Annotated in this window: 18 protein-coding genes and 1 tRNA gene; 6 read left to right on the forward strand and 13 right to left on the reverse strand. The window is 68.7% G+C overall.

The window, feature by feature from the left end; all coding sequences use genetic code 11:
• Nucleotides 1-2: 2 nt before the first annotated feature.
• The 4 genes from rpmA to secG all read right to left on the reverse strand — a co-directional run bounded on the left by rpmA (nucleotide 3) and on the right by secG (nucleotide 1,006).
• On the reverse strand, nucleotides 3-260 hold the full coding sequence (gene rpmA / locus ACZ5RK_RS01390) for a 50S ribosomal protein L27 (RefSeq protein WP_054638771.1): 258 nt from the start codon (nucleotides 258-260) through the stop codon (nucleotides 3-5).
• A gap of 3 nt (nucleotides 261-263) precedes the next feature.
• A complete protein-coding gene (gene rplU / locus ACZ5RK_RS01395) occupies nucleotides 264-569 on the reverse strand; it encodes a 50S ribosomal protein L21 (RefSeq protein WP_054647824.1) in 306 nt (101 codons plus the stop codon).
• A gap of 97 nt (nucleotides 570-666) precedes the next feature.
• Nucleotides 667-742 (reverse strand) — tRNA-Ala (locus ACZ5RK_RS01400).
• A gap of 36 nt (nucleotides 743-778) precedes the next feature.
• Nucleotides 779-1,006: a preprotein translocase subunit SecG gene (secG, locus tag ACZ5RK_RS01405; RefSeq protein ID WP_054647823.1), complete on the reverse strand. Its 228-nt coding sequence runs from the start codon at nucleotides 1,004-1,006 to the stop codon at nucleotides 779-781.
• A 55-nt stretch (nucleotides 1,007-1,061) separates the two neighbouring features.
• On the opposite strand from secG, the gene ACZ5RK_RS01410 reads away from it, so the two are divergent.
• Nucleotides 1,062-1,994 (forward strand): threonine/serine dehydratase, encoded by a 933-nt coding sequence (locus ACZ5RK_RS01410; protein ID WP_464909383.1) that lies wholly within the window; start codon nucleotides 1,062-1,064, stop codon nucleotides 1,992-1,994.
• 22 nt (nucleotides 1,995-2,016) lie between these two features.
• Nucleotides 2,017-3,648 carry a formate--tetrahydrofolate ligase gene (locus ACZ5RK_RS01415; protein WP_464909384.1) on the forward strand — a complete coding sequence of 544 codons (1,632 nt, stop codon included), beginning with the start codon at nucleotides 2,017-2,019 and terminating at the stop codon, nucleotides 3,646-3,648.
• On the opposite strand, the gene carA is transcribed toward ACZ5RK_RS01415, so the two are convergent.
• The 4 genes from carA to ACZ5RK_RS01435 are packed head-to-tail and all read right to left on the reverse strand — an operon-like array spanning nucleotide 3,645 to nucleotide 7,966.
• The gene (carA, locus tag ACZ5RK_RS01420; protein WP_464909385.1) at nucleotides 3,645-4,820 is read right to left on the reverse strand and encodes a glutamine-hydrolyzing carbamoyl-phosphate synthase small subunit; all 1,176 of its coding nucleotides are present in this window, start codon (nucleotides 4,818-4,820) and stop codon (nucleotides 3,645-3,647) included. The genes ACZ5RK_RS01415 and carA overlap by 4 nt on opposite strands.
• A gap of 42 nt (nucleotides 4,821-4,862) precedes the next feature.
• Nucleotides 4,863-5,393, reverse strand: a complete 531-nt coding sequence (locus tag ACZ5RK_RS01425) for an N-acetyltransferase (RefSeq protein ID WP_464909386.1) — start codon at nucleotides 5,391-5,393, stop codon at nucleotides 4,863-4,865.
• Nucleotides 5,386-6,774 (reverse strand): argininosuccinate lyase, encoded by a 1,389-nt coding sequence (gene argH / locus ACZ5RK_RS01430; RefSeq protein ID WP_464909387.1) that lies wholly within the window; start codon nucleotides 6,772-6,774, stop codon nucleotides 5,386-5,388. Before argH ends, ACZ5RK_RS01425 begins: the two co-directional genes overlap by 8 nt.
• The gene (locus ACZ5RK_RS01435) at nucleotides 6,764-7,966 is read right to left on the reverse strand and encodes an argininosuccinate synthase (RefSeq protein WP_054647215.1); all 1,203 of its coding nucleotides are present in this window, start codon (nucleotides 7,964-7,966) and stop codon (nucleotides 6,764-6,766) included. The genes argH and ACZ5RK_RS01435 overlap by 11 nt, the downstream gene beginning before the upstream one ends.
• A gap of 190 nt (nucleotides 7,967-8,156) precedes the next feature.
• On the opposite strand from ACZ5RK_RS01435, the gene ACZ5RK_RS01440 reads away from it, so the two are divergent.
• Nucleotides 8,157-9,995, forward strand: coding sequence for a carboxypeptidase regulatory-like domain-containing protein (locus tag ACZ5RK_RS01440; RefSeq protein ID WP_464909388.1), 1,839 nt, complete (start codon nucleotides 8,157-8,159; stop codon nucleotides 9,993-9,995).
• A gap of 1 nt (nucleotide 9,996) precedes the next feature.
• Nucleotides 9,997-12,129, forward strand: a complete 2,133-nt coding sequence (locus ACZ5RK_RS01445) for a S8 family serine peptidase (protein WP_464909389.1) — start codon at nucleotides 9,997-9,999, stop codon at nucleotides 12,127-12,129.
• 93 nt (nucleotides 12,130-12,222) lie between these two features.
• Here the strand turns inward: ACZ5RK_RS01445 and lpdA are convergent, their stop codons facing one another.
• Genes lpdA through ACZ5RK_RS01460 form a run of 3 tightly spaced genes read right to left on the reverse strand, consistent with a single transcriptional unit; the run spans nucleotide 12,223 to nucleotide 17,460 of the window.
• Nucleotides 12,223-13,590 (reverse strand): dihydrolipoyl dehydrogenase, encoded by a 1,368-nt coding sequence (gene lpdA, locus ACZ5RK_RS01450; RefSeq protein ID WP_464909390.1) that lies wholly within the window; start codon nucleotides 13,588-13,590, stop codon nucleotides 12,223-12,225.
• 1 nt (nucleotide 13,591) lies between these two features.
• The gene (gene odhB, locus ACZ5RK_RS01455; protein ID WP_464910097.1) at nucleotides 13,592-14,776 is read right to left on the reverse strand and encodes a 2-oxoglutarate dehydrogenase complex dihydrolipoyllysine-residue succinyltransferase; all 1,185 of its coding nucleotides are present in this window, start codon (nucleotides 14,774-14,776) and stop codon (nucleotides 13,592-13,594) included.
• Nucleotides 14,777-14,787: 11 nt separating this feature from the next.
• Nucleotides 14,788-17,460, reverse strand: a complete 2,673-nt coding sequence (locus tag ACZ5RK_RS01460; RefSeq protein WP_464909391.1) for a 2-oxoglutarate dehydrogenase E1 component — start codon at nucleotides 17,458-17,460, stop codon at nucleotides 14,788-14,790.
• Nucleotides 17,461-17,545: 85 nt separating this feature from the next.
• On the opposite strand from ACZ5RK_RS01460, the gene ACZ5RK_RS01465 reads away from it, so the two are divergent.
• On the forward strand, nucleotides 17,546-18,310 hold the full coding sequence (locus tag ACZ5RK_RS01465; RefSeq protein WP_464909392.1) for an enoyl-CoA hydratase/isomerase family protein: 765 nt from the start codon (nucleotides 17,546-17,548) through the stop codon (nucleotides 18,308-18,310).
• Nucleotides 18,307-18,882, forward strand: coding sequence for a Holliday junction branch migration protein RuvA (ruvA, locus tag ACZ5RK_RS01470; RefSeq protein ID WP_464909393.1), 576 nt, complete (start codon nucleotides 18,307-18,309; stop codon nucleotides 18,880-18,882). Before ACZ5RK_RS01465 ends, ruvA begins: the two co-directional genes overlap by 4 nt.
• On the opposite strand, the gene ACZ5RK_RS01475 is transcribed toward ruvA, so the two are convergent.
• Both ACZ5RK_RS01475 and ACZ5RK_RS01480 read right to left on the reverse strand, forming a co-directional pair.
• A complete protein-coding gene (locus tag ACZ5RK_RS01475; RefSeq protein ID WP_464909394.1) occupies nucleotides 18,854-20,071 on the reverse strand; it encodes a sensor histidine kinase in 1,218 nt (405 codons plus the stop codon). The two genes, ruvA and ACZ5RK_RS01475, sit on opposite strands and share 29 nt — an antisense overlap.
• Nucleotides 20,061-20,720, reverse strand: a complete 660-nt coding sequence (locus tag ACZ5RK_RS01480) for a response regulator transcription factor (RefSeq protein ID WP_464909395.1) — start codon at nucleotides 20,718-20,720, stop codon at nucleotides 20,061-20,063. The genes ACZ5RK_RS01475 and ACZ5RK_RS01480 overlap by 11 nt, the downstream gene beginning before the upstream one ends.
• Nucleotides 20,721-20,771: the final 51 nt, after the last annotated feature.

Below are 20,771 nucleotides of genomic sequence, written 5' to 3' on the forward strand. Positions count from 1 at the left end.
CCTTAGCTCAAGGGGCGCACGTGCACGTAGCGGCCTAGGCGCCCCTTGTCCTGGAACTCCACCACCCCGTCCACCAGGGCGAAGAGGGTGAAGTCCCGGCCCATGCCCACATTCTTACCCGGCTTGAAGCGGGTCCCCCGCTGGCGGACCAGGATGTGGCCCGCCCGCACCACCTGACCGCCAAACCGCTTCACCCCCAGGCGCTTGGACTGGGAGTCGCGGCCGTTTTTCGTGGAACCAAGTCCCTTTTTATGCGCCATGGCTCACCCCTGGATCTCCTTGATGAGGATCTCGGTGTAGGGCTGGCGGTGCCCCTTCTTGCGGCGGTACTGCACCTTAGCCTTGAACTTGGCGATGGTGACCTTTTTGCCCTTGCCGTGTACCAGGACCTCGGCCACCACCTTGGCCCCCTCCACGTAAGGCGTTCCCACCGCCGTCTTCTCGCCCCCCAGGAGAAGGACGGGAAGCTCCACCTGGCTCCCGGGCTCGGCCGCCAGCTTCTCCACCCTCAGCCTCAAGCCAGGCTCCACCCGGTATTGTTTCCCACCCGTCTTGACAATCGCGAACATGGCCTCCCCTTTGGGGCCCTCGGGCCCTACCGGTCTTTCACTATACCCAACCCTTGGGCCTCCTGCAAGCCGAAGCCCCCCTTGCGGGGGGCTTTCCTGGTGGAGCCGAGGGGATTCGAACCCCTGACCTCCTCAATGCCATTGAGGCGCGCTCCCAACTGCGCCACGGCCCCAGGCAACGCCTATGGTACCGGGGGGAGGACTTCTTGTCAACGGGGCCAGAGGCCGATGAGGAGGGCCAAGAGGGCGAAGACCGCCCCCAGGATGACGGTGAGGCGGTAAAGCCCCCCCGTGACCCCCCGGGCGGAGAAGAGGTCGGCTGACCCCCCCATGAGGTCCCCCGCCCCCTGCTTGGGCTCCTGCGCCAGGACCAGGTAGACCAAAAGCCCCGCCACGCCGAGGTAAAGGAGGATGACCAGGGTGTAGAGGAAGTCCATACCCTTCCCACTCTAGCGCGAAAAGGCCAGGGTGTCCACCTGGCAAGATGGAGGCATGGAACTGGCCGAGATCCACGCCGCCTTCCACCGCATCGCCCCCTACACCCACCGCACCCCCCTCCTCACCTCGCGCCTCCTGGACGAGCTTTTGGGCAAGCGCCTCCTCCTCAAGGCCGAACACCTGCAGAAGACCGGGAGCTTCAAGGCCCGGGGGGCGCTTTCCAAGGCCCTCACCCTGGAAGGCCCCAAGGGACTCCTCGCCGTCTCCAGCGGGAACCACGCCCAGGGGGTGGCCTACGCCGCCAGGATCCTCGGGGTGAAGGCCCTAGTGGTCATGCCCGAGGAGGCGAGCCCCTACAAGAAGGCCTGCGCCAGGGCCTACGGGGCGGAGGTGGTGGACCAAGGGGTGACGGCAAAGAACCGGGAGGAGGTGGCCCGGGCCCTACGGGAGGAGACGGGGTACGCCCTGATCCACCCCTTTGACGACCCCCTGGTGGTGGCCGGGCAGGGGACGGCGGGCCTGGAGCTCATGGCCCAGGCGGGGCGGATGGGGATCTTCCCCGGGGCCGTCCTGGCTCCTGTGGGGGGCGGGGGGCTCCTGGCCGGGGTGGCCACGGCGGTGAAGGCCCTCTCCCCCAGGACCCTGGTTTACGGCGTGGAGCCGGAGGCTGCGGACGACGCCAAAAGGAGCCTGGAAGCGGGGAGGATCGTGCGGCTTCCCGAAGCCCCCAAGACCCGGGCCGATGGGGTGAGGACCTTGGGCCTGGGGCAGCACACCTTTCCCATCCTGCGGGAGAGGGTGGACGGAATCCTCACGGTGAGCGAGGAGGCCATCCTCGAGGCCGAGCGCCTCCTCTTCACCCGCACCAAGCAGGTGGTGGAGCCCACCGGGGCCCTGCCCTTGGCCGCCCTTCTGGAGCACGGCAAGGGGCTCCCCAGGACCCTCGTCCTCCTCCTCTCCGGGGGCAACCGGGACTTCTCTCCCTAGGGGGGTGGGGTAAGCTTACCCCGTGATCGTTAAGGACACCCTACTGCCCATAGAGGAAGTGGCGGCCAAACTGGGCTTAAGCCGGGAGAGGCTTTACCCCTACGGCCCCCACATGGCCAAGGTCCTGGGAGAGCCCCCGAAGGCCAGGGGGCGGCTCATCCTGGTCACCGCCATCACCCCCACCCCGGCGGGCGAGGGCAAGACCACCACGGCCATCGGCCTGGTGGACGCCCTGTGGCGCCTGGGGAAGCGGGCGGCCCTGGCCCTGCGGGAGCCCTCCTTAGGCCCCGTCTTCGGGGTTAAAGGGGGGGCCACGGGGGGCGGAAGGGCCCGTGTGGAGCCCCGGCACGAGATCAACCTCCACTTCACCGGGGACTTCCACGCCGTAACCAGCGCCGTGAACCTTCTAAACGCCCTCCTGGACAACCACCTGCACCAAGGGAACGCCCTGGGGATTGACCCCAGGCGCATAGAGCTCAAGCGGGCCATAGACATGAACGACCGCGCCCTAAGGCACATCGTCCTGGGCCTGGGGGGCAAGGCCCACGGGGTGCCCCGGGAAGGGGGCTTTGAGCTCACCGTGGCCAGCGAGGTGATGGCCCTCATGAGCCTGGCCCGGGACTTCCGGGACCTGAAGGAGCGCCTGGGGCGGATGCGGGTGGGCTTCACCTACGAGGGCAAGCCGGTCTACGCCAAGGACCTCATGGCGGTAGGAGCCATGGCCGCCCTCCTGCGGCAGGCCTTCCTCCCCAACCTGGTGCAGACCGCCGAGGGCAACCCGGCCTTCGTCCACATGGGGCCCTTCGGCAACATCGCCCACGGCACCAACTCCCTGAGGGCGAGCCTTTTCGCCCTGGGTCTTGCGGACTACGTGGTGCAGGAGGCGGGCTTCGCCACGGACCTGGGGATGGAGAAGTTCATGAACGTGGTGGCCCGGACCACGGGCCTCGTGCCCGAGGCGGTGGTCCTGGTGGCCACCATAAGGGCCCTCCGCTACCACGGGGGGCAGGACGCCTACGAGATGCCGGACCTCGAGGCGGTGCGGCGGGGCCTGGCCAACCTGGAAAAGCATGCGGAAAACGTCCGGCTTTTCGGCTACACGCCCGTGGTGGCCCTCAACCGCTTCCCCAGCGATACCCCGGAGGAGATCGCCCTGGTGCGGGCCTTCGCCGAGGAAAGGGGCCTCCCCTTCGCCCTAAGCGAGGTCTACGCCAGGGGAGGGGAGGGGGGGATGGCCCTCGCCGAGAGGGTCCTGGAGGCCCTGGCCCTGCCCCACGCCTACCGGCCCCTCTACCCCCTCGAGGCGCCCCTGGAGGAAAAGGTGGCCGCCATCGCCACCCAGGTCTACGGAGCCTCCGGCGTGGAGTGGAGCGAGGAGGCCAAAAGGGCCCTGAAGGCGGCCAAGAAGGAGGGGTGCGAGGGCCTACCCGTGGTGATGGCCAAGGCGGCCACCTCCCTCTCCGACAACCCCAAGCTCCGGGGCCGCCCCCAGGGCTTCACCGTGCGGGTCACGGACCTCCGGTGCCGCTTGGGGGCGGGCTTCGTGGTGGTCTACATGGGCGGGATTGAAACCCTCCCCGGCCTGCCCAAGGTGCCCCAGGCCCTGGGCATTGACGTGGACGAGGAGGGGAACATCCAGGGGATGGACTACTAAATCCCGTGCTGGTCCGGCCGCTGCTTTTCCACGGGAAGCCCCGTGGCCCCGTGGAAGGCCTCCACCTCCTCCAGGAAGCGGCGGAAGAGGTAGAGGGCATCGTGGGGCCCGGGGGCGGCCTCGGGGTGGTACTGGACGGAGAAGACGGGGTAGCGGGCGTGGGCCATGCCCTCCAGGGTGCCGTCGTTGAGGTTGACGTGGGTGGGGCGGAACTCCTTGAGGGAGTCTATGTCCACGGCGTAGCCGTGGTTCTGGCTGGTGATCTCCACCTTCCCCGTCTGCAGGTTCTTCACCGGGTGGTTCGCCCCCCGGTGGCCGAACTTCATCTTGAAGGTCCGCCCACCCGCCGCCAAGGCCAAAAGCTGGTGTCCCAGGCAGATGCCGAAGGTGGGCAGAAGCCCCATGAGCTTCCAGATGGTCTCGTGGGCGTAGCGGGGCATGGTGGGGTCGCCGGGGCCGTTGGAGATGAGGAGGCCGTGGGGCTCTAAGGCCATGATCTGGTGGGCCGGGGTCTTCCCGGGGACCACCAGGATCTCAAAGCCGAGGGCGGCCAGGTTCTCCACGATGGCGTGCTTGATGCCGAAGTCCATGACCACGATGCGCCGCCCGCTCTTTAAGGTGGGCCAGGCGTAGGGCAAGGGGGTGGAGACCTCTGGGGTCATGTCCCGGCCGTCAATGTCCGTCCAGCTCTTGGCCTCCTGGCGCAAGGCCGCAAGCTCCTCCTGGGTGAAGGCGTGGTCGGGGGCGCCAAATAGGCCCGCGTGGGCGATGACCCCCTTTAAAACCCCCCCTTCCCGGATCTTCCGCACCAGGGCCCTGGTGTCTATGCCCTCAATCCCCACCACCCCGTAGAACCCCATGAACTCTCCCAGCGTCTGCTGGGCCCGGGGGTTGGAGGCCACGCGGCTGAACTCCTTGGCCACGAAGCCCCTCACCCAGGGGCGGTTGGACTGCATGTCGTAGACGTTCACCCCGTAGTTGCCCTGGTGGGGGTAAGTCATGACCACGATCTGGCCGTGGTAGCTGGGGTCGGTCATGATCTCCTGGTAGCCGGTCTGGGCGGTGTTGAAGACCACCTCCCCCACCGTCTTCCCCCGGGCGCCGAAGGCGTAGCCGTGGTAGACGGTGCCGTCCTCCAAGACCAAAACGGCGCGCTCCTTCACTCCGGCCATTCCTCCTCCAGGTAGCGGGTTAGGGTGCCCATCCCGTCCATTCTAGCCCCCCAGGGAAAACTCCTTGATGACCGCGATCTCCCGGCAGTTCTCGTAGAAGGGGCAGGCGTTGCACTCGCTCCACACCTTGGGAGGGAGGGCTTCCCGCGTGGTCACCCGGTAGCCTAGGCCCCGGAAGAAGTTCACCTGGAGGGTCCAGGCGAAGACCCGGGGAAGCCCCAGGTCCCGGGCCTCCCTCTCCGCCCCCAGGACCAGCCAGCGCCCGAGGCCCTGCCCCTGGCGCCCGGGGTGCACGGCAAGGCCCCGGATCTCGGCCAGGTCCCGCCAGAGGACGTGCAGGGCCACGGTGCCCACGATGTGGCCGTCCTCGTCCTCGAGGACCAGGAAGTCCCGGATGTTCTCGTAGAGGTGGCTGTGGCTCCGCACCAGCATCAGGCCCTTTTCCGCCCAGTAGCGGATGAGCCAGTAGATGGCGTCCACGTCGCCCAGCCTGGCCCTCCTCAGCTCCACCCCCGCCTGGCGCCGCACCTCCGGCAGGGCCACCGTGGCCAGGGGAAGGCCCGCCTCAATCAAGGCCCACCTCCTTCTTGGCCTCCTCTAGCCTCTCCCGCACCGCCATGGGGGCCGTCCCCCCGTAGGAGCGGCGGCGGTGGAGGGCGGTCTCCAGCCGGAGGAGGGGGAGGGCGTCCTCGGCGAAGAGGGGGTGGTGGGCCCTTAGCTCCTCCAGGGTGAGGTCCTTCAGGGCCCGCCCCTCCTCCACAAGCCTTCTCACCAGCCTCCCCACCACGTGGTGGGCCTCCCGGAAGGGAAGGCCCTTCTCCGCCAGGTAGTCCGCGAGCTCCGTGGCTAGGGCAAAGCCCCCCTCCGCCGCCCGCCACATCCTCTCCCGCTTCCACTTAAGCCCCGGGAGCAGGGCGGAAAGGAGCCTGAGGCTATCCCGGTAGGTGGCCAGGGCGTCCAGGAGGGGCTCCTTGTCCTCCTGGAGGTCCTTGTTGTAGGCGAGGGGGAGGCCCTTCACCACGGTGGAAAGCCCCACCAGGGCCCCCAGGACCCTCCCCGCCTTGGCCCGGACGAGCTCCAGGATATCCGGGTTCTTCTTCTGGGGCATGATGGAAGACCCGGTGGCGAAGGCGTCGGGGATCTCCACGAAGCCGAACTCCTCGGTGCTAAAGAGGATGAGCTCCTCGGCGAGGCGGGAGAGGTGGAGCATGCCGATGTTTAGGGCGGAGAGGACCTCCAGGGCGAAGTCCCTCGAGGCCACCGCATCCAGGGAGTTCCGCATGGGGGCCCGGAAGCCAAGCTCCCTTGCGGTGAAGTGGCGGTCTATGGGAAAGCCCGTCCCCGCCAGGGCCGCCGCCCCCAAGGGGCTTTCGTTGAGGCGCTCCCTGGCGTCCCTCAGCCTTCCCCCATCCCGCCCCAGCATCTCGTAGTAGGCCAGGAACCAGTGGGCGAGGAGGACGGGCTGGGCCCGTTGCAGGTGGGTGTAGCCGGGGAGGACGTGAGGGGGGTCCAGGTGCTTCTCCGCCTCCCGCACCAGGACCCGCCGGAGCTCAAGGAGAAGGGTCAGGAGCTCGTCTATGGCCCCCCGGAGGAAGAGCCTCAAGTCGGTGGCCACCTGGTCGTTGCGGCTACGGGCGGTGTGGAGCTTGCCCCCCGGGGGGCCGGTGAGCTCCGTGAGGCGGGCCTCGAGGTTCATGTGCACGTCCTCAAGCTCCTCCCGCCAGGGGAAAGTGCCCGCCTCTATCTCCTCCTCTATCCGGTCCAGGCCCCGGAGGATGGCCTCTAGCTCCTCCTCGGTGAGAAGGCCCACCTCCTTAAGCATCCGGGCGTGGACCCGGTTCTGCCAGAGGTCCTCCCGCCAAAGGGCCCGGTCAAAGGGAAGGGAGGCGTTGAACCGGGCCGCGAGGGCATCAGGCCCCTCCCCAAAGCGCCCGCCCCAGGTCCTATGCGCCATGGCCCTTCCTCTCCGCCAAGGCCCTCACCCGAAGGCGCAGGGCCTGGATCTTGATGAAGCCCTCGGCGTCCTTCTGGTCGTAACCCCCCGCCTCGTCAAAGGAGACCAGGTCCTTGAGGTAAAGGCTTTTCTCGGCCTTCCTCCCCACCACGTAGACGTTGCCCTTGTAGAGCTTGAGCCGGGCCACCCCGGTCACCGCCTTCGCCACGTGGTCAAAGTAGGCCTGGAGAGCCTCCCTCTCCGGGGCGTACCAGAAGCCGTAGTAGACGAGCTCGGCGTACTTGGGGGAGAGCAGGTCCCTTTGGTGTAGGACCTCGCGGTCCAGGGTGAGGCTTTCCACCGCCCGCCTGGCGTGGTAGAGGATCGTCCCCCCCGGGGTCTCGTAGACTCCCCGGGACTTCATGCCCACGAAGCGGTTCTCCACCAGGTCCACCCGGCCCACCCCGTGCCGCCCCCCGATCCCGTTGAGTTCTTGCAGGAGGGCCGCCGGGGAAAGCCTCTTCCCGTTCACCGCCAGGGGGTCGCCCTCATGAAACTCCACCTCCACGTACTCCGGAGCGTCGGGGGCCTCCTCGGGGTCTTGGGTCATGCGGAACATCCCCTCAGGGGGCTCGGCCCAGGGGTCCTCCAGGACCCCCCCCTCGTAGGAAATATGCAGGAGGTTGGCGTCCATGGAGTAGGGCTTCTCCTGGGTCACGGGCACGGGGATGCCGTGGGCCTCGGCGTAGGCGATCATCTCCTTTCGGCCCTGGAAGCGCCACTCCCGCCAGGGGGCGATCACCTGGATGTCGGGCTTCAGGGCGTAGGCGGTGAGCTCAAAGCGCACCTGGTCGTTCCCCTTCCCCGTGGCCCCGTGGGCGATGGCCTCCGCTCCCTCCTCCTCGGCGATCCGCACCAGGTGCTTGGCGATTAAAGGCCTGGCGATGGCGGTGCCGAGGAGGTAGTAGCCCTCATACACCGCCCCCGCCCGCATCATGGGGAAGACGAAGTCCCGGACGAACTCCTCCTTGAGGTCCAAAGCGATGGCCTTGGAGGCCCCGGTTCTCAGGGCCTTTTCCCGGGCCTCCTCCACCTCCTCCCCCTGGCCGATGTCCGCGGTGAAGGCGATGACCTCGGCCCCATAGGTCTCCTTGAGCCACTTGAGGATGATGCTGGTGTCCAGTCCGCCGGAGTAGGCCAAGACGATCTTCATGTCCCTCCCAGTCTACCCCCGAAGGGGGCGTGCATAAGTATACAACCCTGCCCCCTTGACAGGCCAGAGGGTCCAAGATAGAATTTGGCCGAAAAGAAAGTGAGGAGGTAGCGCTTATGAAAAAAGGCAGTGTAGGCTTTAGGAGCACCCTTCCCGGGCTCCAGCACAGGAGCGCCAGAGGAGGTGGGACATGAAGCGCTGGCAGTGGCTTATGGCGGCTTTAGGGGTGGTCTTGGCCGCCTGCGGCCAGGCACCTTCCGACACCACCAAACCCACCGTCGTACTCACCCAGCCCGTGGACCGGCAGACCCTCAACACGCCCAGCGTGACCGTTCAGGGTACGGCCCAGGACAACGTGGGGGTTACCCGCATCACCTACCAGCTCAACGGGGGGCCGGAGCAGGGAGTGTCCATCACCCCGGGGCGTAGCGTTTCCTTCAGCTTCCAAGTCACCCTGAACCCGGGGGCCAGCACCCTTCAGGTCAACGCCTATGATGCGGCGGGGAACAAGGGGATGGCCTCGGTCGCGGTGGTCTTCGGCACCAGCACCCTCACCGGCCTGGTGGTGGACAACAACGCCGGGGCCCCAGTAGGCGGAAGCACGGTAACCGTGGATGGGCTACCCGCCGCAACCGTGACCGACAGCAACGGCGCCTTCACCCTTTACCTTCCCCCGGGAACCTACCACCTGAACTTCGCCAAGCCGGGCTATGCCGGTAGCCGCATAGAGAACCTCCTCCTCCAGGGGAACCTGGGCCCCATCCAGGTGATCCAGAAACAGGCCGCAAACCCGAGCCTCCCCACCGCCCCGCCCCAGCTCACCGTCACCACCGGGGCCGGAGGGTGCGGCAACCTTCCCGCAGGGCAGGACTTCTCCACGGTGACCCAGGCCCAGGGGTGCGTCCCCTTCCGCATCCAGGCCCAGGCCCAGGGCGCGGGCAACATGATCCGCTACATCTACGCGGCCCTGGGGAAAACCCCCGGCTCGGGCTTCCTCACCAGCCCGCGCTTCCTCTGGACCGCCGACATTGGCGGCCCGGACACTGGAAACCAGACCCTTTCGGGAGCCAGCGTGGCTGGCATCAGCGGCCCCACCACCTTTGAGGTGGTGGTCTACGATGTGAACGAAAACCGGACCCACCGCCTCTACTACCTGAACTTCAGCCAGAGCTTCGCAAACCCCGCCGTTACTCCGGTTAGCAACTTCCAGGTCCTCGCCGTCACCCTGGCCCAGGCCATCGGCTTCTACGGGACGCCCAAGCCGGCGGTGCTCCGCCTGCCGGGCACGGAGGAGGTGCGGCTGGAAGGGGCCCCAAGCCCGGATAGCACCCTCTGGGTACAGCTCTCCTGGGCATACAGCGGTACTAACCCCGACCGCTTTGAGGTCTACCGCTCCCTTGACGGGCAAAACTTCACCAAGATCGCCACCCTCAGGGGGGCCGCCCGGTCCTACAACGACGCCAGCCCCGAGCTCAGGGTAGGCCAGCGGGTCTACTACCGGGTGGATGCGGTGGGCCAGAACGTGGCCCAGGGCCCCGTGCTCGCCACCACGCCCCTGGACCGCTTCACCGTACACCTACTGAGCCCGGCCAAGTACGCCACCGGGGTCTCGGTCACCCCTACCCTCTCCTGGAGCGTAAGCCAGAAGGTGGGGGACCTCCGCCTCTTCGCCCCCTTCCTCCTGGACTACCCCCAGCAGGGCGAGTTCTTCATCTGGGCGCCTTACAGCCTCCACAACGGCCTCCTGTTCAGCGACCAGACCCTCACGGTGAACGGCAACACCTACAGCGTGGCCTACAACCAGGACGGCTCCGCCGTTTTGCCCCGCCTCGAGGCCTTCCACAGCTACTCCTTTGACCTCTCAGCGGCGGCGGTGGGCCTGGACCCCAGCAACCCGAGCCGGATAGAGGCCATCTCCATCGCCCAGGACCTCTGGAACGTGTTCCTTCCCCTCCAGGCCTGCAACTTTGGCGGCCCGGTCTGCACCGGGGAGTGGAACGAGTTCGTGACCGGAGATGGGAGCTACTAGTATGCGGAAGGTTCTAACCAGCCTCTTCATCGGCCTGGCCGGCCTTCTGGCCGCCTGCGGCAACCTGGGCCAGCGGGCCTCGGAAGGTCCGGCCCCCCTCAACCCCGCCCTGGCCACCCCCCCCGAGCGGCAACTCGTGGTGGGCTACCGGGACGAGGGGAACCTCGAGACGGTGTCCCGCCTCCTTAGGGCGCGGGTGATCGCCACCCTGCCCGAGCTCAAGGCCGCCCTTCTGGAACTCCCCTCGGGACTTGACCAGGCCGAGGCCGCCCGGCGCATCCTGGGCCTGGCCCGGTACGCCGAGCCCAACCGCTTTGACCGAAGCCCCATCCCCCTGCCCAACCCCAGGACTGCCGCTCAGGGGATCGCCCCCCAGGCGGCCTTCAACGACCCCCTCCTCCCCCAACAGTGGTGGATCCCCAAGATCGGGGCCCCGGCAGCCTGGGACCAGGGCGGGGTGGGCCGGGGGGTGACCATCGGCATCGTGGACACCGACTTTGACCGCAGCCACCCTGACCTCTGCGACCAGCCTGCCCGCACCCGGTGTCTCCCCGGGTTCAACGCCTTCACCCTCCAGGCCTTCGCCCCCACTGCCCCCTTCCAGGGGCAGCAAAGCCGCGACACCCACGGCTCGGGCTCCGCCGGGATGGCTGCGGCCCTCTCCAACAACGGGCAGTACGTGGCGGGGGTGGCCGGGGGCAACGGCAACCCGAGCACCGCCGCCCGCCTCAGGCCCCTGGTCATCTTTGGAGGGCAGAACGGAGGGTACGCGGGGGACTTCGGGGTGGCCCAAGCCCTGGTCTGGGCGGTGGACCACGGGGTGGACGTGCTCAACAACTCCTGGGGCGGGGGAGGGTACAGCTACCTCCTCAAGGAGGCCTTTGACTACGCCCTTCTCCACGGGGTCATCGTGGTGGCCTCCGCGGGCAACGATTACCGCGATGCCTACCACCTCCCCTCCGGCCTTCCCGGGCTCATCGCCGTGGCCGCCACCAACCCCTACGACGAGAAGACGGGCTTTTCCACCTACGGTCCTTGGGTGGACCTCTCGGCCCCGGGCGAGGACGTCCTCACCACCTTTGTCAACCTGGGGACGGGCACCTGGCTTTTCGGCGGCACCTCGGCGGCGGGGCCGGTGGTGGCCGGCTCGGCCGCGGTGGTCCTCCAGGTGCTCAGGGATAACGGGCTCAACCCCACCCCCTACCAGGTGCTCCGGATCCTCCAACAGACAGCCGACCCCGTGCAGGGGCCCGCGGATGTGGTCGCCGGAATGGGGGCGGGCCGGGTCAACGTGGGCCGGGCGGTTCAGATGGCCCGGGGCCTGCAAAGCCCGAGCCAGCTCCCCCCTCCCGGGAGCCAGATCGGGATCCTGGTGCTCAACAAAGGCTCCGACGCCCGCCTCGGCCTAGGGGGCCTGGTCACCACCGACCTCCTCCCCTCCGTCCCCTTCAGCAACGTCACCCTGGTCCACCAAAGCGGCAAGCAGATGTACGCCCAAACCAGCCCCGCGGGCCCGGCCCTCTTCCTGGAAAGCCCCCCGGGCCAGTACCAGGTGCTGGTGGGCGGGCCGAGCCAGATCTTCCTGGGGGGCAGCGAGGACCCCGTCCAGGGAGCGGTGAGCGTCCTCCCCGGGGGGGAAGCCCTCGCGGTACTAAGGCAGCAGGCGGACCCCTACGAGGTCACCCACGAGGTCACCCCGGGGAACCCGCCAGCCCGGAACGATACGTTCCAGACGGCCACAGACCTTGCCCAGTTCTTCGGACCTCTCCCCCCGTCCTTCACCCTGAGCGCCGCCTTTGACTCCAACAACCTGGCCCAGTTCGGCCTGTCCCAAGGGGGCCCGGACGTGGACGTTTACGCGATTCCCCTCCAGGGAGGGCAAACCCTGGATTTGCAGGCGGCAAGCCGCCTGGTGGGGGGCCTGGGCACGGTGAAGCTCACCCTTCTCGCCCCGGACGGGACCACCACGCTCCAAAGCGCCCAGGAAAGCCCCACGAGCCCCGCCCAAATCTCCTACCAAGCCTCCCAAACGGGCACCTACTACCTAAAGCTCGAGGAGACCAACGGCCAGCAGGGCCTAGGCTACTTCTACCGGATCGGCGTAGGCCTAAACGCCACCCCGCCGGCCTTCTAAGGGGACCCCGCTCCCCCCTCCTGGCGCGCGCCAGGAGGGGGTTTTATACCACCCCGTGCTGGCTTGCGCCGGCACGGGGTGCAAACAAGGGTACTAGAGGTGAATCGGCCGCTGCCACGCCCCCAGGGCCGCCTCCTTGAGGATCTCGGAGAGGGAGGGGTGGGCGTGGGGGGCGCGGCCCACGTCCTCGGCGCTCGCCTTGAAGAAGATGGCCAAGGCGGCCTCGGCCAGAACATCCCCCACCCTGGCCCCGATCCCGTGGACCCCCAGGATCCGGTCCGTCTTGGCGTGGGCCAGGACCTTAACAAACCCTTCCGTCTCCCCCATGGCCCGGGCGCGGCCCGAGGCGGAGTAGGGGAACTTCCCCACCTTGTAGGGGATGCCCTTCTCCTTCAGCTCCTCCTCGGTATAGCCCACGGAGGCCACCTCGGGATGGGTATAGACCACGCTGGGGATGGCCTGGTAGTCCACGTGGCCGAACCCCCTCGCCATGTGCTCCACGGCGGCGATCCCCTCCTCACTGGCCTTGTGGGCCAGCATGGGCCCCCGCACCACGTCCCCTATGGCGTAGATGTGGGGGACGTGGGTCCTTAAGTGCTCGTCCACGGGGATCCGGCCCTTTTCGTCGGGGGCAAGCCCGGCGTTTTCCAGGGCGAGCCCCTCGGTGTAGGGCCTCCGGCCCACGGCCAGCAAAACCCGGTCCGCCTCCAGGACCTCGCCCCCTTCAAGCTCCACCCGCGCCCCCTTTCCCTGGGGAAGCACGGCGGTGACCCGCACCCCGGTGCGGATGGCGAGGCCCTGCTTCTTGAAGACCTTCTCCGCCGCCCGGGAGACCTCGAGGTCCATGGTGGGGAGGATGCGGTCCATGTACTCCAGAAGGGTGACCTCCGCCCCCAGGCGGTGCCAGACCACCCCGAGCTCGAGGCCCACCACCCCGCCCCCCACCACGACAAGCCTCTCTGGCACCTCGGGGAAGGCGAGGGCCTCGGTGGAGGTCACCACCCTTTCGTAGTCCACCTGGGCCCAGGGGGGGATGAGGGGGGCGCTCCCCGTGGCGATGAGGATGTAGCGGGCCTCCAGCTCCTCCCCCGTCTCCTCCACCAGGACCTTGCGGTCCGAGAGGAAGCGGGCCCTGCCCAGGTGGCGGGCGATGCCGTTTTTCTTGAAGAGGAACTCCACCCCCTGGGTGTTGGCCTGGACCACCTTGTCCTTGTGGGCCATGAGGGCAGGAAGGTCCAGCTCCACCCCCTTCACCCTGGCCCCGAGGAGGCCCTTCTTGGCCTCGTAGATGCGCTCGGTGGTCTCCAGGAGGGCCTTGGAGGGGATGCACCCCACCCGAAGGCAGGTCCCCCCTAGGGCCTTCTCCTTCTCCACCACCCCCACCCTCATCCCCAGCTGGGCCGCCCGGATGGCGGCCACGTACCCGCCGGGCCCGGCTCCGATCACCAGGAGGTCGTACACCCTACACCTCCAGAAGGAGCCTCACGGGGTTCTCAATGAGCTCCTTCACCCGGCGGAGGAAGGTCACCGCCTCCCGCCCGTCCACCATGCGGTGGTCGTAGGAGAGGGCCAGGTACATCATGGGCCGGACCACCACCTGGCCCTCCCGGGCCACGGGGCGCTCCTGGATGGCGTGCATGCCCAGGATCCCCACCTGGGGCGGGTTGAGGAGGGGGGTGGAGTTCAGGGAGCCGTAGATCCCCCCGTTGGTGATGGTGAAGGTGCCTCCCGTGAGCTCCTCGGGCCTGAGCTTCTTGGTGCGGGCCCGTTCGGCGAAGTCGGCGATCTGCCTTTCTATCTCGGCGAAGGAGAGGCGGTCGGCGTCCCGGATCACCGGCACCACCAGCCCCTCGCCCCCGCCCACGGCGATGCCGATGTCGTAGTAGCGGTGGTAGACGATGTGGTTCTCGCGGATCTCGGCGTTGAGCTCGGGGATCTCCTTGAGGGCCTGGACCACGGCCTTGACGAAGAAGCTCATGAAGCCGAGCTTCACCCCGTGCTTCCTCTGGAAGGCCTCCCCGAGCTCCTTCCTCAGGGCGATCACCGCCGACATGTCCGCCTCGTTGAAGGTGGTGAGCATGGCCGTGGTCTGGCGGGCCAGGAGAAGCCTCTCGGCGATGCGGCGGCGCAGGGGGGTCATGGGGACCACCTCGTCCACCCGCCAGGGCCTGTCGGCGGGGGCGGGAGGGGGGGCAGGGGGAGGTGGGGCGGGCTCGGCAGGCCTTGAGGGAGCTTCCCGCTCCTCCAGGTGGTGCATCACGTCCTCCTTAAGGACCCGCCCGCCTAGGCCGGTACCCTGGACCTCCTCCGGGGAAACCCCTTTCTCCTGCATGAGGCGGAGGGCGGCGGGCATGGCAAGAGGCTCCGGGGAGGGCTCCTTGGGGGCTTCGGCGGGCGCCTTGGCCTCCACCCTCCCCTCCTCCAGGAGGGCGATGGCCTCCCCCACCCGGGCGGTCTCCCCGGTCCTCTTCAGGATCTGCTTCAGGGTCCCCGCAAAGGGGGCGGGGAGCTCCAGGGTGGCCTTGTCGGTGATGAGCTCCACCAGGGGCTCGTCCGCCTGGAAGGTCTCCCCTTCCCGCTTCAGCCAAGCGCCGACCTCCACTTCCACGATGCTTTCGCCCACGGAGGGCACCTTGAGTTCCTGCACGCTGACCTCCCTCACCTAAAGGCCTCTTCCAATAGCTCTTCCTGCTCCAGTTTGTGGACCTTGGAGGAGCCCACGGCAGGGCTTGGGGACTCGGGCCGGGCCACCACGGAGAAGGGGTGGCCGTAGACCTCCCCGCAGAAGCGGGCGGAGAGGTACCACCAGGCCCCCTGGTTCACCGGCTCCTCCTGCACAAAGACCACGGGGACCTTCCTGGGGTAGAAGCCCAGGGCCTCCTGAAGCTCCGCCTCGGGGAAGGGGTAGAGGAGTTCCAGCCTCAGGAGGGCCACGTCCTCGGCCTGGAGCTCCCGCCGCTTTTGCAGGAGGTCGTAGTAGACCTTGCCCGAGGTGAGGAGAACCTTCCTCGCCCCCTTGACCCTCTCGGGGATGACCTTCTGGAAGCGGCCCCCGGCCAGCTCCTCCAGGGTGGAGACCACCTCGGGGTGGCGGAGGAGGCTTTTGGGGGTCATGACGATGAGGGGCTTGCGGATCCGCCGCTTCACCTGGCGGCGGAGGAGGTGGAAGAACTGGGCGGGGGTGGTGGGGTAGGCCACCTGGAGGTTGTCCTTGGCGCCGAGCTGGAGGAAGCGCTCCAGCCTCGCCGAGGAGTGCTCGGGGCCCTGGCCCTCGAGGCCGTGGGGCAGGAGGAGGACGAGCCCCGAGAGGCGGTTCCACTTGGCCTCGGCGCTGGCCAGGAACTGGTCAATGTAGACCTGGGCCACGTTGACGAAGTCCCCGAACTGGGCCTCCCAGAGGACGAGGCCCTCGGGGTAGTCCAGGCTGTAGCCGTACTCAAACCCCAAGGCCCCGGCCTCGGAAAGGGGCGAGTTCCAGATCTCCACCTCCGCCTGGCCCTCGGCCAGGTGCTGGAGGGGGATGTAGGGCTTCCCGGTCTGGTAGTCGTAGAGGGCGGCGTGGCGCTGGGTGAAGGTGCCCCTTAGGGCGTCCTGGCCCGTGAGGCGCACCCTATGCCCCTCCACCGCCAGGGTGGCGAAGGCCAGGGCCTCGGCCGCCGCCCAGTCCACGGGACGCTTTTCCTCGGCCATCTCCAGGCGGGCCTCGAGGAAGCGCTTGAGCTTGGGGTGGACCTGGAAGCCCTCAGGGGGCGTGGCCAGGCGCACCAGGAGGTTCCTCAAGGCCTCCTTGGGCACCCGGGTGTCCGCCTCGGGCACCAGGTGGTCGGGCCCACCCGCATACCCCTGCCAGAGGCCGGAAAGCCCGTGGGGCACCACGGGGCCGGGCTCGGCCTTCACCCGGGCGAACTCGCTCTCCAGCCGCTCCAGGTAGGCCTCCTGCCAGGCCTTGAGCTCCGCCTCCGAGACCACCCCTTCCGCCAGGAGGCCCTCGGCGTAGACCCGCCAGGGCTCGGGGCGCCTGGCGATGAGGGCGTACATGTCCGGTTGGGTGAAGGTGGGCTCGTCCGTCTCGTTGTGCCCCCGGCGGCGGTAACCCACCAGGTCTATGACCACGTCCTTGCCGTAGCGGCTCCGGTACTCCAGGGCCAGGGAGAGGACGAAGAGCAGCGCGTCCAGGGCCTCGGCGTTCACGTGGAAGATGGGGGCCCCCACCATCTTGGCGATGTCCGTGGGGTAGCGGCAGGAGGTGTACTCCGAGGGCAGGGTGGTGAAGCCCAGCTGGTTGTTGGCCACCACGTGGAGGGTACCCCCCACCCGGTAGCCGGGAAGCCCGGAGAGGTTCAGGGTCTCCTGGACGATGCCCTCGCCGATGAAGGCCGAGTCCCCGTGGACCAGGATGGCCAGGCCCCGCCGCCTCTTGTGGTCGCCGAAGCGGTCCTGCTTGGCGCGAAGCCTTCCCAGGGTCACGGGGTTCACGAACTCCAGGTGGCTCGGGTTGAAGTTCAGGGAAACGTGGACCGGGCCAAAGGGGGTTTCCTGGTCGCTGGAGAAGCCCAGGTGGTACTTCACGTCCCCCGCGTAGCCCTCGGGGAAGATCTCCTCAAACTCGCGGAAGATGCGCTCAAAGGGCTTCCCCACCACGTGGGCCAGGACGTTGAGCCGCCCCCGGTGGGCCATCCCCAGCACCACCTCCCTCACCCCGTGCCTGGCCGCTTCCCAGACCGCCTCCTTGAGGAGGGGGATGAGGCTTTCCAGGCCCTCCACGCTGAAGGTCTTGGCCCCCAGGTACTTGCGCTGGAGGAAGGCCTCAAAGAGGCTGGCCTGCATGAGGCTTTCCAGGACCCGCCTGCGCACCTCGGGGGCGGGCTTGGGCCAGGAAGCCTCCAGGCGGGCGAGAAGCCAGTCCCTCTCCTCGGGCTCCACGTGGGCGAGCTCAAAGCCCACCGGGCCCAGGTAGGTGGCCTCGAGGCGCTCAAGAAGCGCCCCTAAGGTGGGGGCCCCGAAGAGGGGGGGAAGGGGCCTCCCCAGGTCTTGAGGGGAGAGGCCGTGGGCCTCCAGGGAAAGCGTCCTAGGCCTCGGCCTCTCCCGCCCCAGGGGGTCTATGCGGGCCGCCAGGTGCCCGAACTCCCGGTAGGCCTGGCGCAGGGCCTCCACCTTGAGGAGGAAGGCCGCATCCACCGCCTCGGCCGGGAGGGGCGGTTCTCGTCGCCCGTCCTCCAGGGAAAGGGCGGAAAAGTAGCGCCGCCACTCCTCCGGCAGGGAAAAGGGATCCTCCAGGTAGGTTCGGTAGAGGGCCTCCAGGTAACCTTGGCTTTCCAGCGTGAGCTCCATGCCTCGCCTCCCGGGGGCGATACACCCCTCCATCTACGCTACACCAAAAACCGGTGTGGGGGCGCTCCCCCCTTACAATGGGGCCATGATCCTCAAGGAGCGACAAGACGGGGTCCTGGTCCTCACCCTCAACCGGCCCGAAAGGCTCAACGCCCTCACCGGCGAGCTCCTGGACGCCCTCCACGCCGCCCTAAAGGAGGCCAGCGAGGACCGGGAGGTGCGCGCCCTCCTCCTCACGGGGGCCGGAAGGGCCTTCTCCGCCGGGCAGGACCTTCTGGAGTTCGGGGAGGAAAAGCCCGACTACGAGGCCCACCTCCGCCGCTACAACCGGGTGGTGGAGGCCTTGAGCGGCCTGGAGAAGCCCCTGGTGGTGGCGGTGAACGGCCCCGCGGCCGGGGCGGGGATGAGCCTCGCCCTCTGGGGGGACCTGCGCCTGGCGGCAAAGGAGGCGAGCTTCACCACGGCCTTCGTAAGGATCGGCCTCGTCCCCGACTCGGGCCTAAGCTTCCTCCTCCCCCGCCTGGTGGGCCTGGCCAAGGCCCAGGAGCTCCTTCTCCTCTCCCCCAGGCTCTCCGCCGAGGAGGCCTTGGCCCTGGGGCTCGTGCACCGGGTGGTGCCCGCGGAAAAGCTCATGGAGGAGGCCCTCTCCCTGGCCCAAGAGCTCGCCCAGGGCCCCACCCGGGCCTACGCCCTCACCAAGAAGCTCCTTTTGGAGACCTACCGCCTCTCCCTCACCGAGGCCCTGGCCCTGGAGGCCATCCTCCAAGGGCAGGCAGGGAGGACCCAGGACCACGAGGAGGGGGTGCGGGCCTTCCGGGAGAAGCGCCCGCCCCGCTTCCAAGGGCGATGATCCGCTACCTCCAGGGCCGGGTCCTCAGGAAGGGGGAAGAGGGCTTTCTCCTCCTGGTGGGGGGGGTGGGCTTCCTGGTCCAGGCCCCAAGCCCCTTCCTGCAGGCCTTGCGGGAAGGGGAGGAGGTGGGGGTCCACACCCACCTCCAGGTGCGGGAGGATGGGCTTTTCCTCTACGGGTTCCCCGAGGAGGAAAGCCTCGCCCTTTTTAAGCTCCTCCTTTCGGTGAGCGGGGTGGGGCCCAAGGTGGCCCTCGCCCTCCTCTCCGCCCTCTCCCCCAAGCTCCTCGCCCGGGCCCTGGCGGAGGGGGACACCCGCCTCCTCACCTCGGCCAGCGGGGTGGGAAAGAGGCTCGCCGAGCGCATCGCCCTGGAACTCAAGGGCAAGGTGCCCCCCCACCTCCTCACCGGGGAGAAGGTGGAGAGCGAGGCCGCCCTGGAAGCGGTGATGGCCCTGGCCGCCTTGGGGTTCAAGGAGGGGCAGGCCCGGGCGGTGGTCTTGGACCTCCTGCGCCGAAACCCAAAGGCCAAGGCCCAGGAGCTCATCAAGGAGGCCTTGAAGCGGCTCCGCTGAGAAGGGGCAGGACCAGCCGGGCCACCAGGCCGGAGGGCGCGTGGGGAAGGAGCTCCAGCCTCCCCCCGTGGGCCTCGGCCACCTTTTTGGCCACGGAAAGGCCGAGCCCCTCGCCGGGCCTAGGCGAGGCCCTAAAGAAAGGCCTCCCCGCCTCCCTTAGGGCCTCCTCCGGCATCCCTGGCCCCTCGTCCTTCACCTCCAGCGCCACCTCCTCCCCCACCCTAAGCCTGAGCTCTACCCCCTTCCCCTCCCCGTGGAGGAAGGCGTTTTGCAGGAGGTTCCGGAGGGCCTGGGAAAGAAGAAGGGGGTTTCCCCGGTAGGGAAAGGTTTCCGGACCCCGGTAAGGAACGCCGAAGCCCTCCGCCGCCTCCCGGGCCAGGGCGGCCAGGTCCAGGTCCACCCGCTCCACCCGCCCCTCCCGGGCGAGGACGAGGAGGGCCTCCACCAGGCGCTTCATGCGGAGAAGCTCCTCCTCCAGGGCCGAAAGGGCCTCCTCCCGGGGGAGGTAGCCCGCCTTGGCCGCCTCCACCTGGGCCAAAGCCGCTGCCACCGGCGTCCTGAGCTCGTGGGCCGCGTCCCGGGTGAAGCGCCTTTCCCGCTCCAGGAAGGCCTCGAGGCGCTCCAGCATGTGGTTGAAGGCCTCCGCCAAGGCCTTGAGCTCCCCCCCGCCCTCCGGGGGCACCCGGTGGGAAAGGTCCTGGGACTCGGCCACCCGCCGGGCCACCCGGGTGAGGTGGGCGAGGGGCCTCAGGGCGGCCCCGGCGAGGCGGGAAGCCAGAAGGGAGAAGAGCAGGGTGAGGGCCGCCCCCACCCCGAAGAGGGCCAGGCGGAAGCGGGCGAGGGCCAAGAGGGCCTCCGGCTCGTAGCGGGCCACGGCCAGGAGGCCGCCCGGCACCTCCAGCACCCGCACCCGCCACCCCTCCCACCAGTAGGCCCCGGGCGGGCGCTCGGGGAAGCCGGGGAAGTTGGGGCTTTGCGTCCTGGCCTCCCCTTGAACCAGGCGGAAGGCGAACTCCCCCCTGGGGCTTGGCCGCCCTTCGGAGAGGGTCCGCACGTAGAAGAGGAGGGAACGGTCCAGGTCGGCCTCGAGGAGGCCCTTGAAGGCCAGGTAGCTCAAGGCCCCCTGGAAGAGGAGGGCAAGCCCGATGGAGAGGGCGAAGAAGAGGGCAAGCCGCGTCCTAAGGCTCATTCCCAAGCCGGTACCCCCCGGGCACGGTGCGCACCACCTCCGGGAAAAGCTTCTGCCGGAGGTAGTGCACGTAAACCTTCACCGCCCCCACCTTCTCCGGGTCGCCGAAGACCCGCTCCGCCAGCTCCTCCGGGGCAAAGACCCGGCCCGGATGGAGGAGGAGCTCTTCCAAGAGGGCGAACTCCTTCAGGGAGAGGTCCACCCGCCGGCCCTCCAGGTAGACCCCCCGCCCCGCCAGGTCCACCTCCAAGGGCCCCAAACGCACCCGGGAGGCCTTCACCTCCGAGGCCCGGCGCAGGAGGGCCCGCACCCGGGCCAAAAGCTCCTCCAGGTGGAAGGGCTTCACCAGGTAGTCGTCCCCGCCCAGGTCCAGGCCCTGGACGCGGTCCTCCAGGGCGTCCCGGGCGGTGAGGAAGAGGATGGGCCCCTTGTAGCCCGCCTCCCGCACCTCCCGGGCGAAGCGGAAGCCCCCGTCAGGGTCCTCGGGGAGGCGCACGTCCAGGACCATGAGGTGGGGCTCCAACTCCAGGAAGAGCTCCCGGGCCTCCTCCAGGCCCTTCGCCCAGCGCACCCCGTAGCCTTGGGCCACGAGGGCCCGGGCCACCGCCTGGCCCAGGCGGGGCTCGTCCTCCAAGAGGAGCACCTGCACCCCTTAAGTATTGCCCTAGGCGGTTAGGGCCGGGTTACCCCAGGGGAACCC

It is taken from the genome of Thermus kawarayensis JCM 12314, assembly GCF_055393575.1.

Bases quoted from the DNA above. Each gene is read 5' to 3' on its own strand.
- rpmA (WP_054638771.1), bottom strand. From the start codon at position 260: ATGGCGCATAAAAAGGGACTTGGTTCCACGAAAAACGGCCGCGACTCC.
- rplU (WP_054647824.1), bottom strand. From the start codon at position 569: ATGTTCGCGATTGTCAAGACGGGTGGGAAACAATACCGGGTGGAGCCT.
- secG (WP_054647823.1), bottom strand. From the start codon at position 1,006: ATGGACTTCCTCTACACCCTGGTCATCCTCCTTTACCTCGGCGTGGCG.
- ACZ5RK_RS01410 (WP_464909383.1), top strand. From the start codon at position 1,062: ATGGAACTGGCCGAGATCCACGCCGCCTTCCACCGCATCGCCCCCTAC.
- carA (WP_464909385.1), bottom strand. From the start codon at position 4,820: ATGGCCGGAGTGAAGGAGCGCGCCGTTTTGGTCTTGGAGGACGGCACC.
- argH (WP_464909387.1), bottom strand. From the start codon at position 6,774: ATGGCGCATAGGACCTGGGGCGGGCGCTTTGGGGAGGGGCCTGATGCC.
- ACZ5RK_RS01435 (WP_054647215.1), bottom strand. From the start codon at position 7,966: ATGAAGATCGTCTTGGCCTACTCCGGCGGACTGGACACCAGCATCATC.
- ACZ5RK_RS01440 (WP_464909388.1), top strand. From the start codon at position 8,157: ATGAAGCGCTGGCAGTGGCTTATGGCGGCTTTAGGGGTGGTCTTGGCC.
- ACZ5RK_RS01445 (WP_464909389.1), top strand. From the start codon at position 9,997: ATGCGGAAGGTTCTAACCAGCCTCTTCATCGGCCTGGCCGGCCTTCTG.
- ACZ5RK_RS01460 (WP_464909391.1), bottom strand. From the start codon at position 17,460: ATGGAGCTCACGCTGGAAAGCCAAGGTTACCTGGAGGCCCTCTACCGA.
- ACZ5RK_RS01465 (WP_464909392.1), top strand. From the start codon at position 17,546: ATGATCCTCAAGGAGCGACAAGACGGGGTCCTGGTCCTCACCCTCAAC.
- ruvA (WP_464909393.1), top strand. From the start codon at position 18,307: ATGATCCGCTACCTCCAGGGCCGGGTCCTCAGGAAGGGGGAAGAGGGC.
- ACZ5RK_RS01475 (WP_464909394.1), bottom strand. From the start codon at position 20,071: ATGAGCCTTAGGACGCGGCTTGCCCTCTTCTTCGCCCTCTCCATCGGG.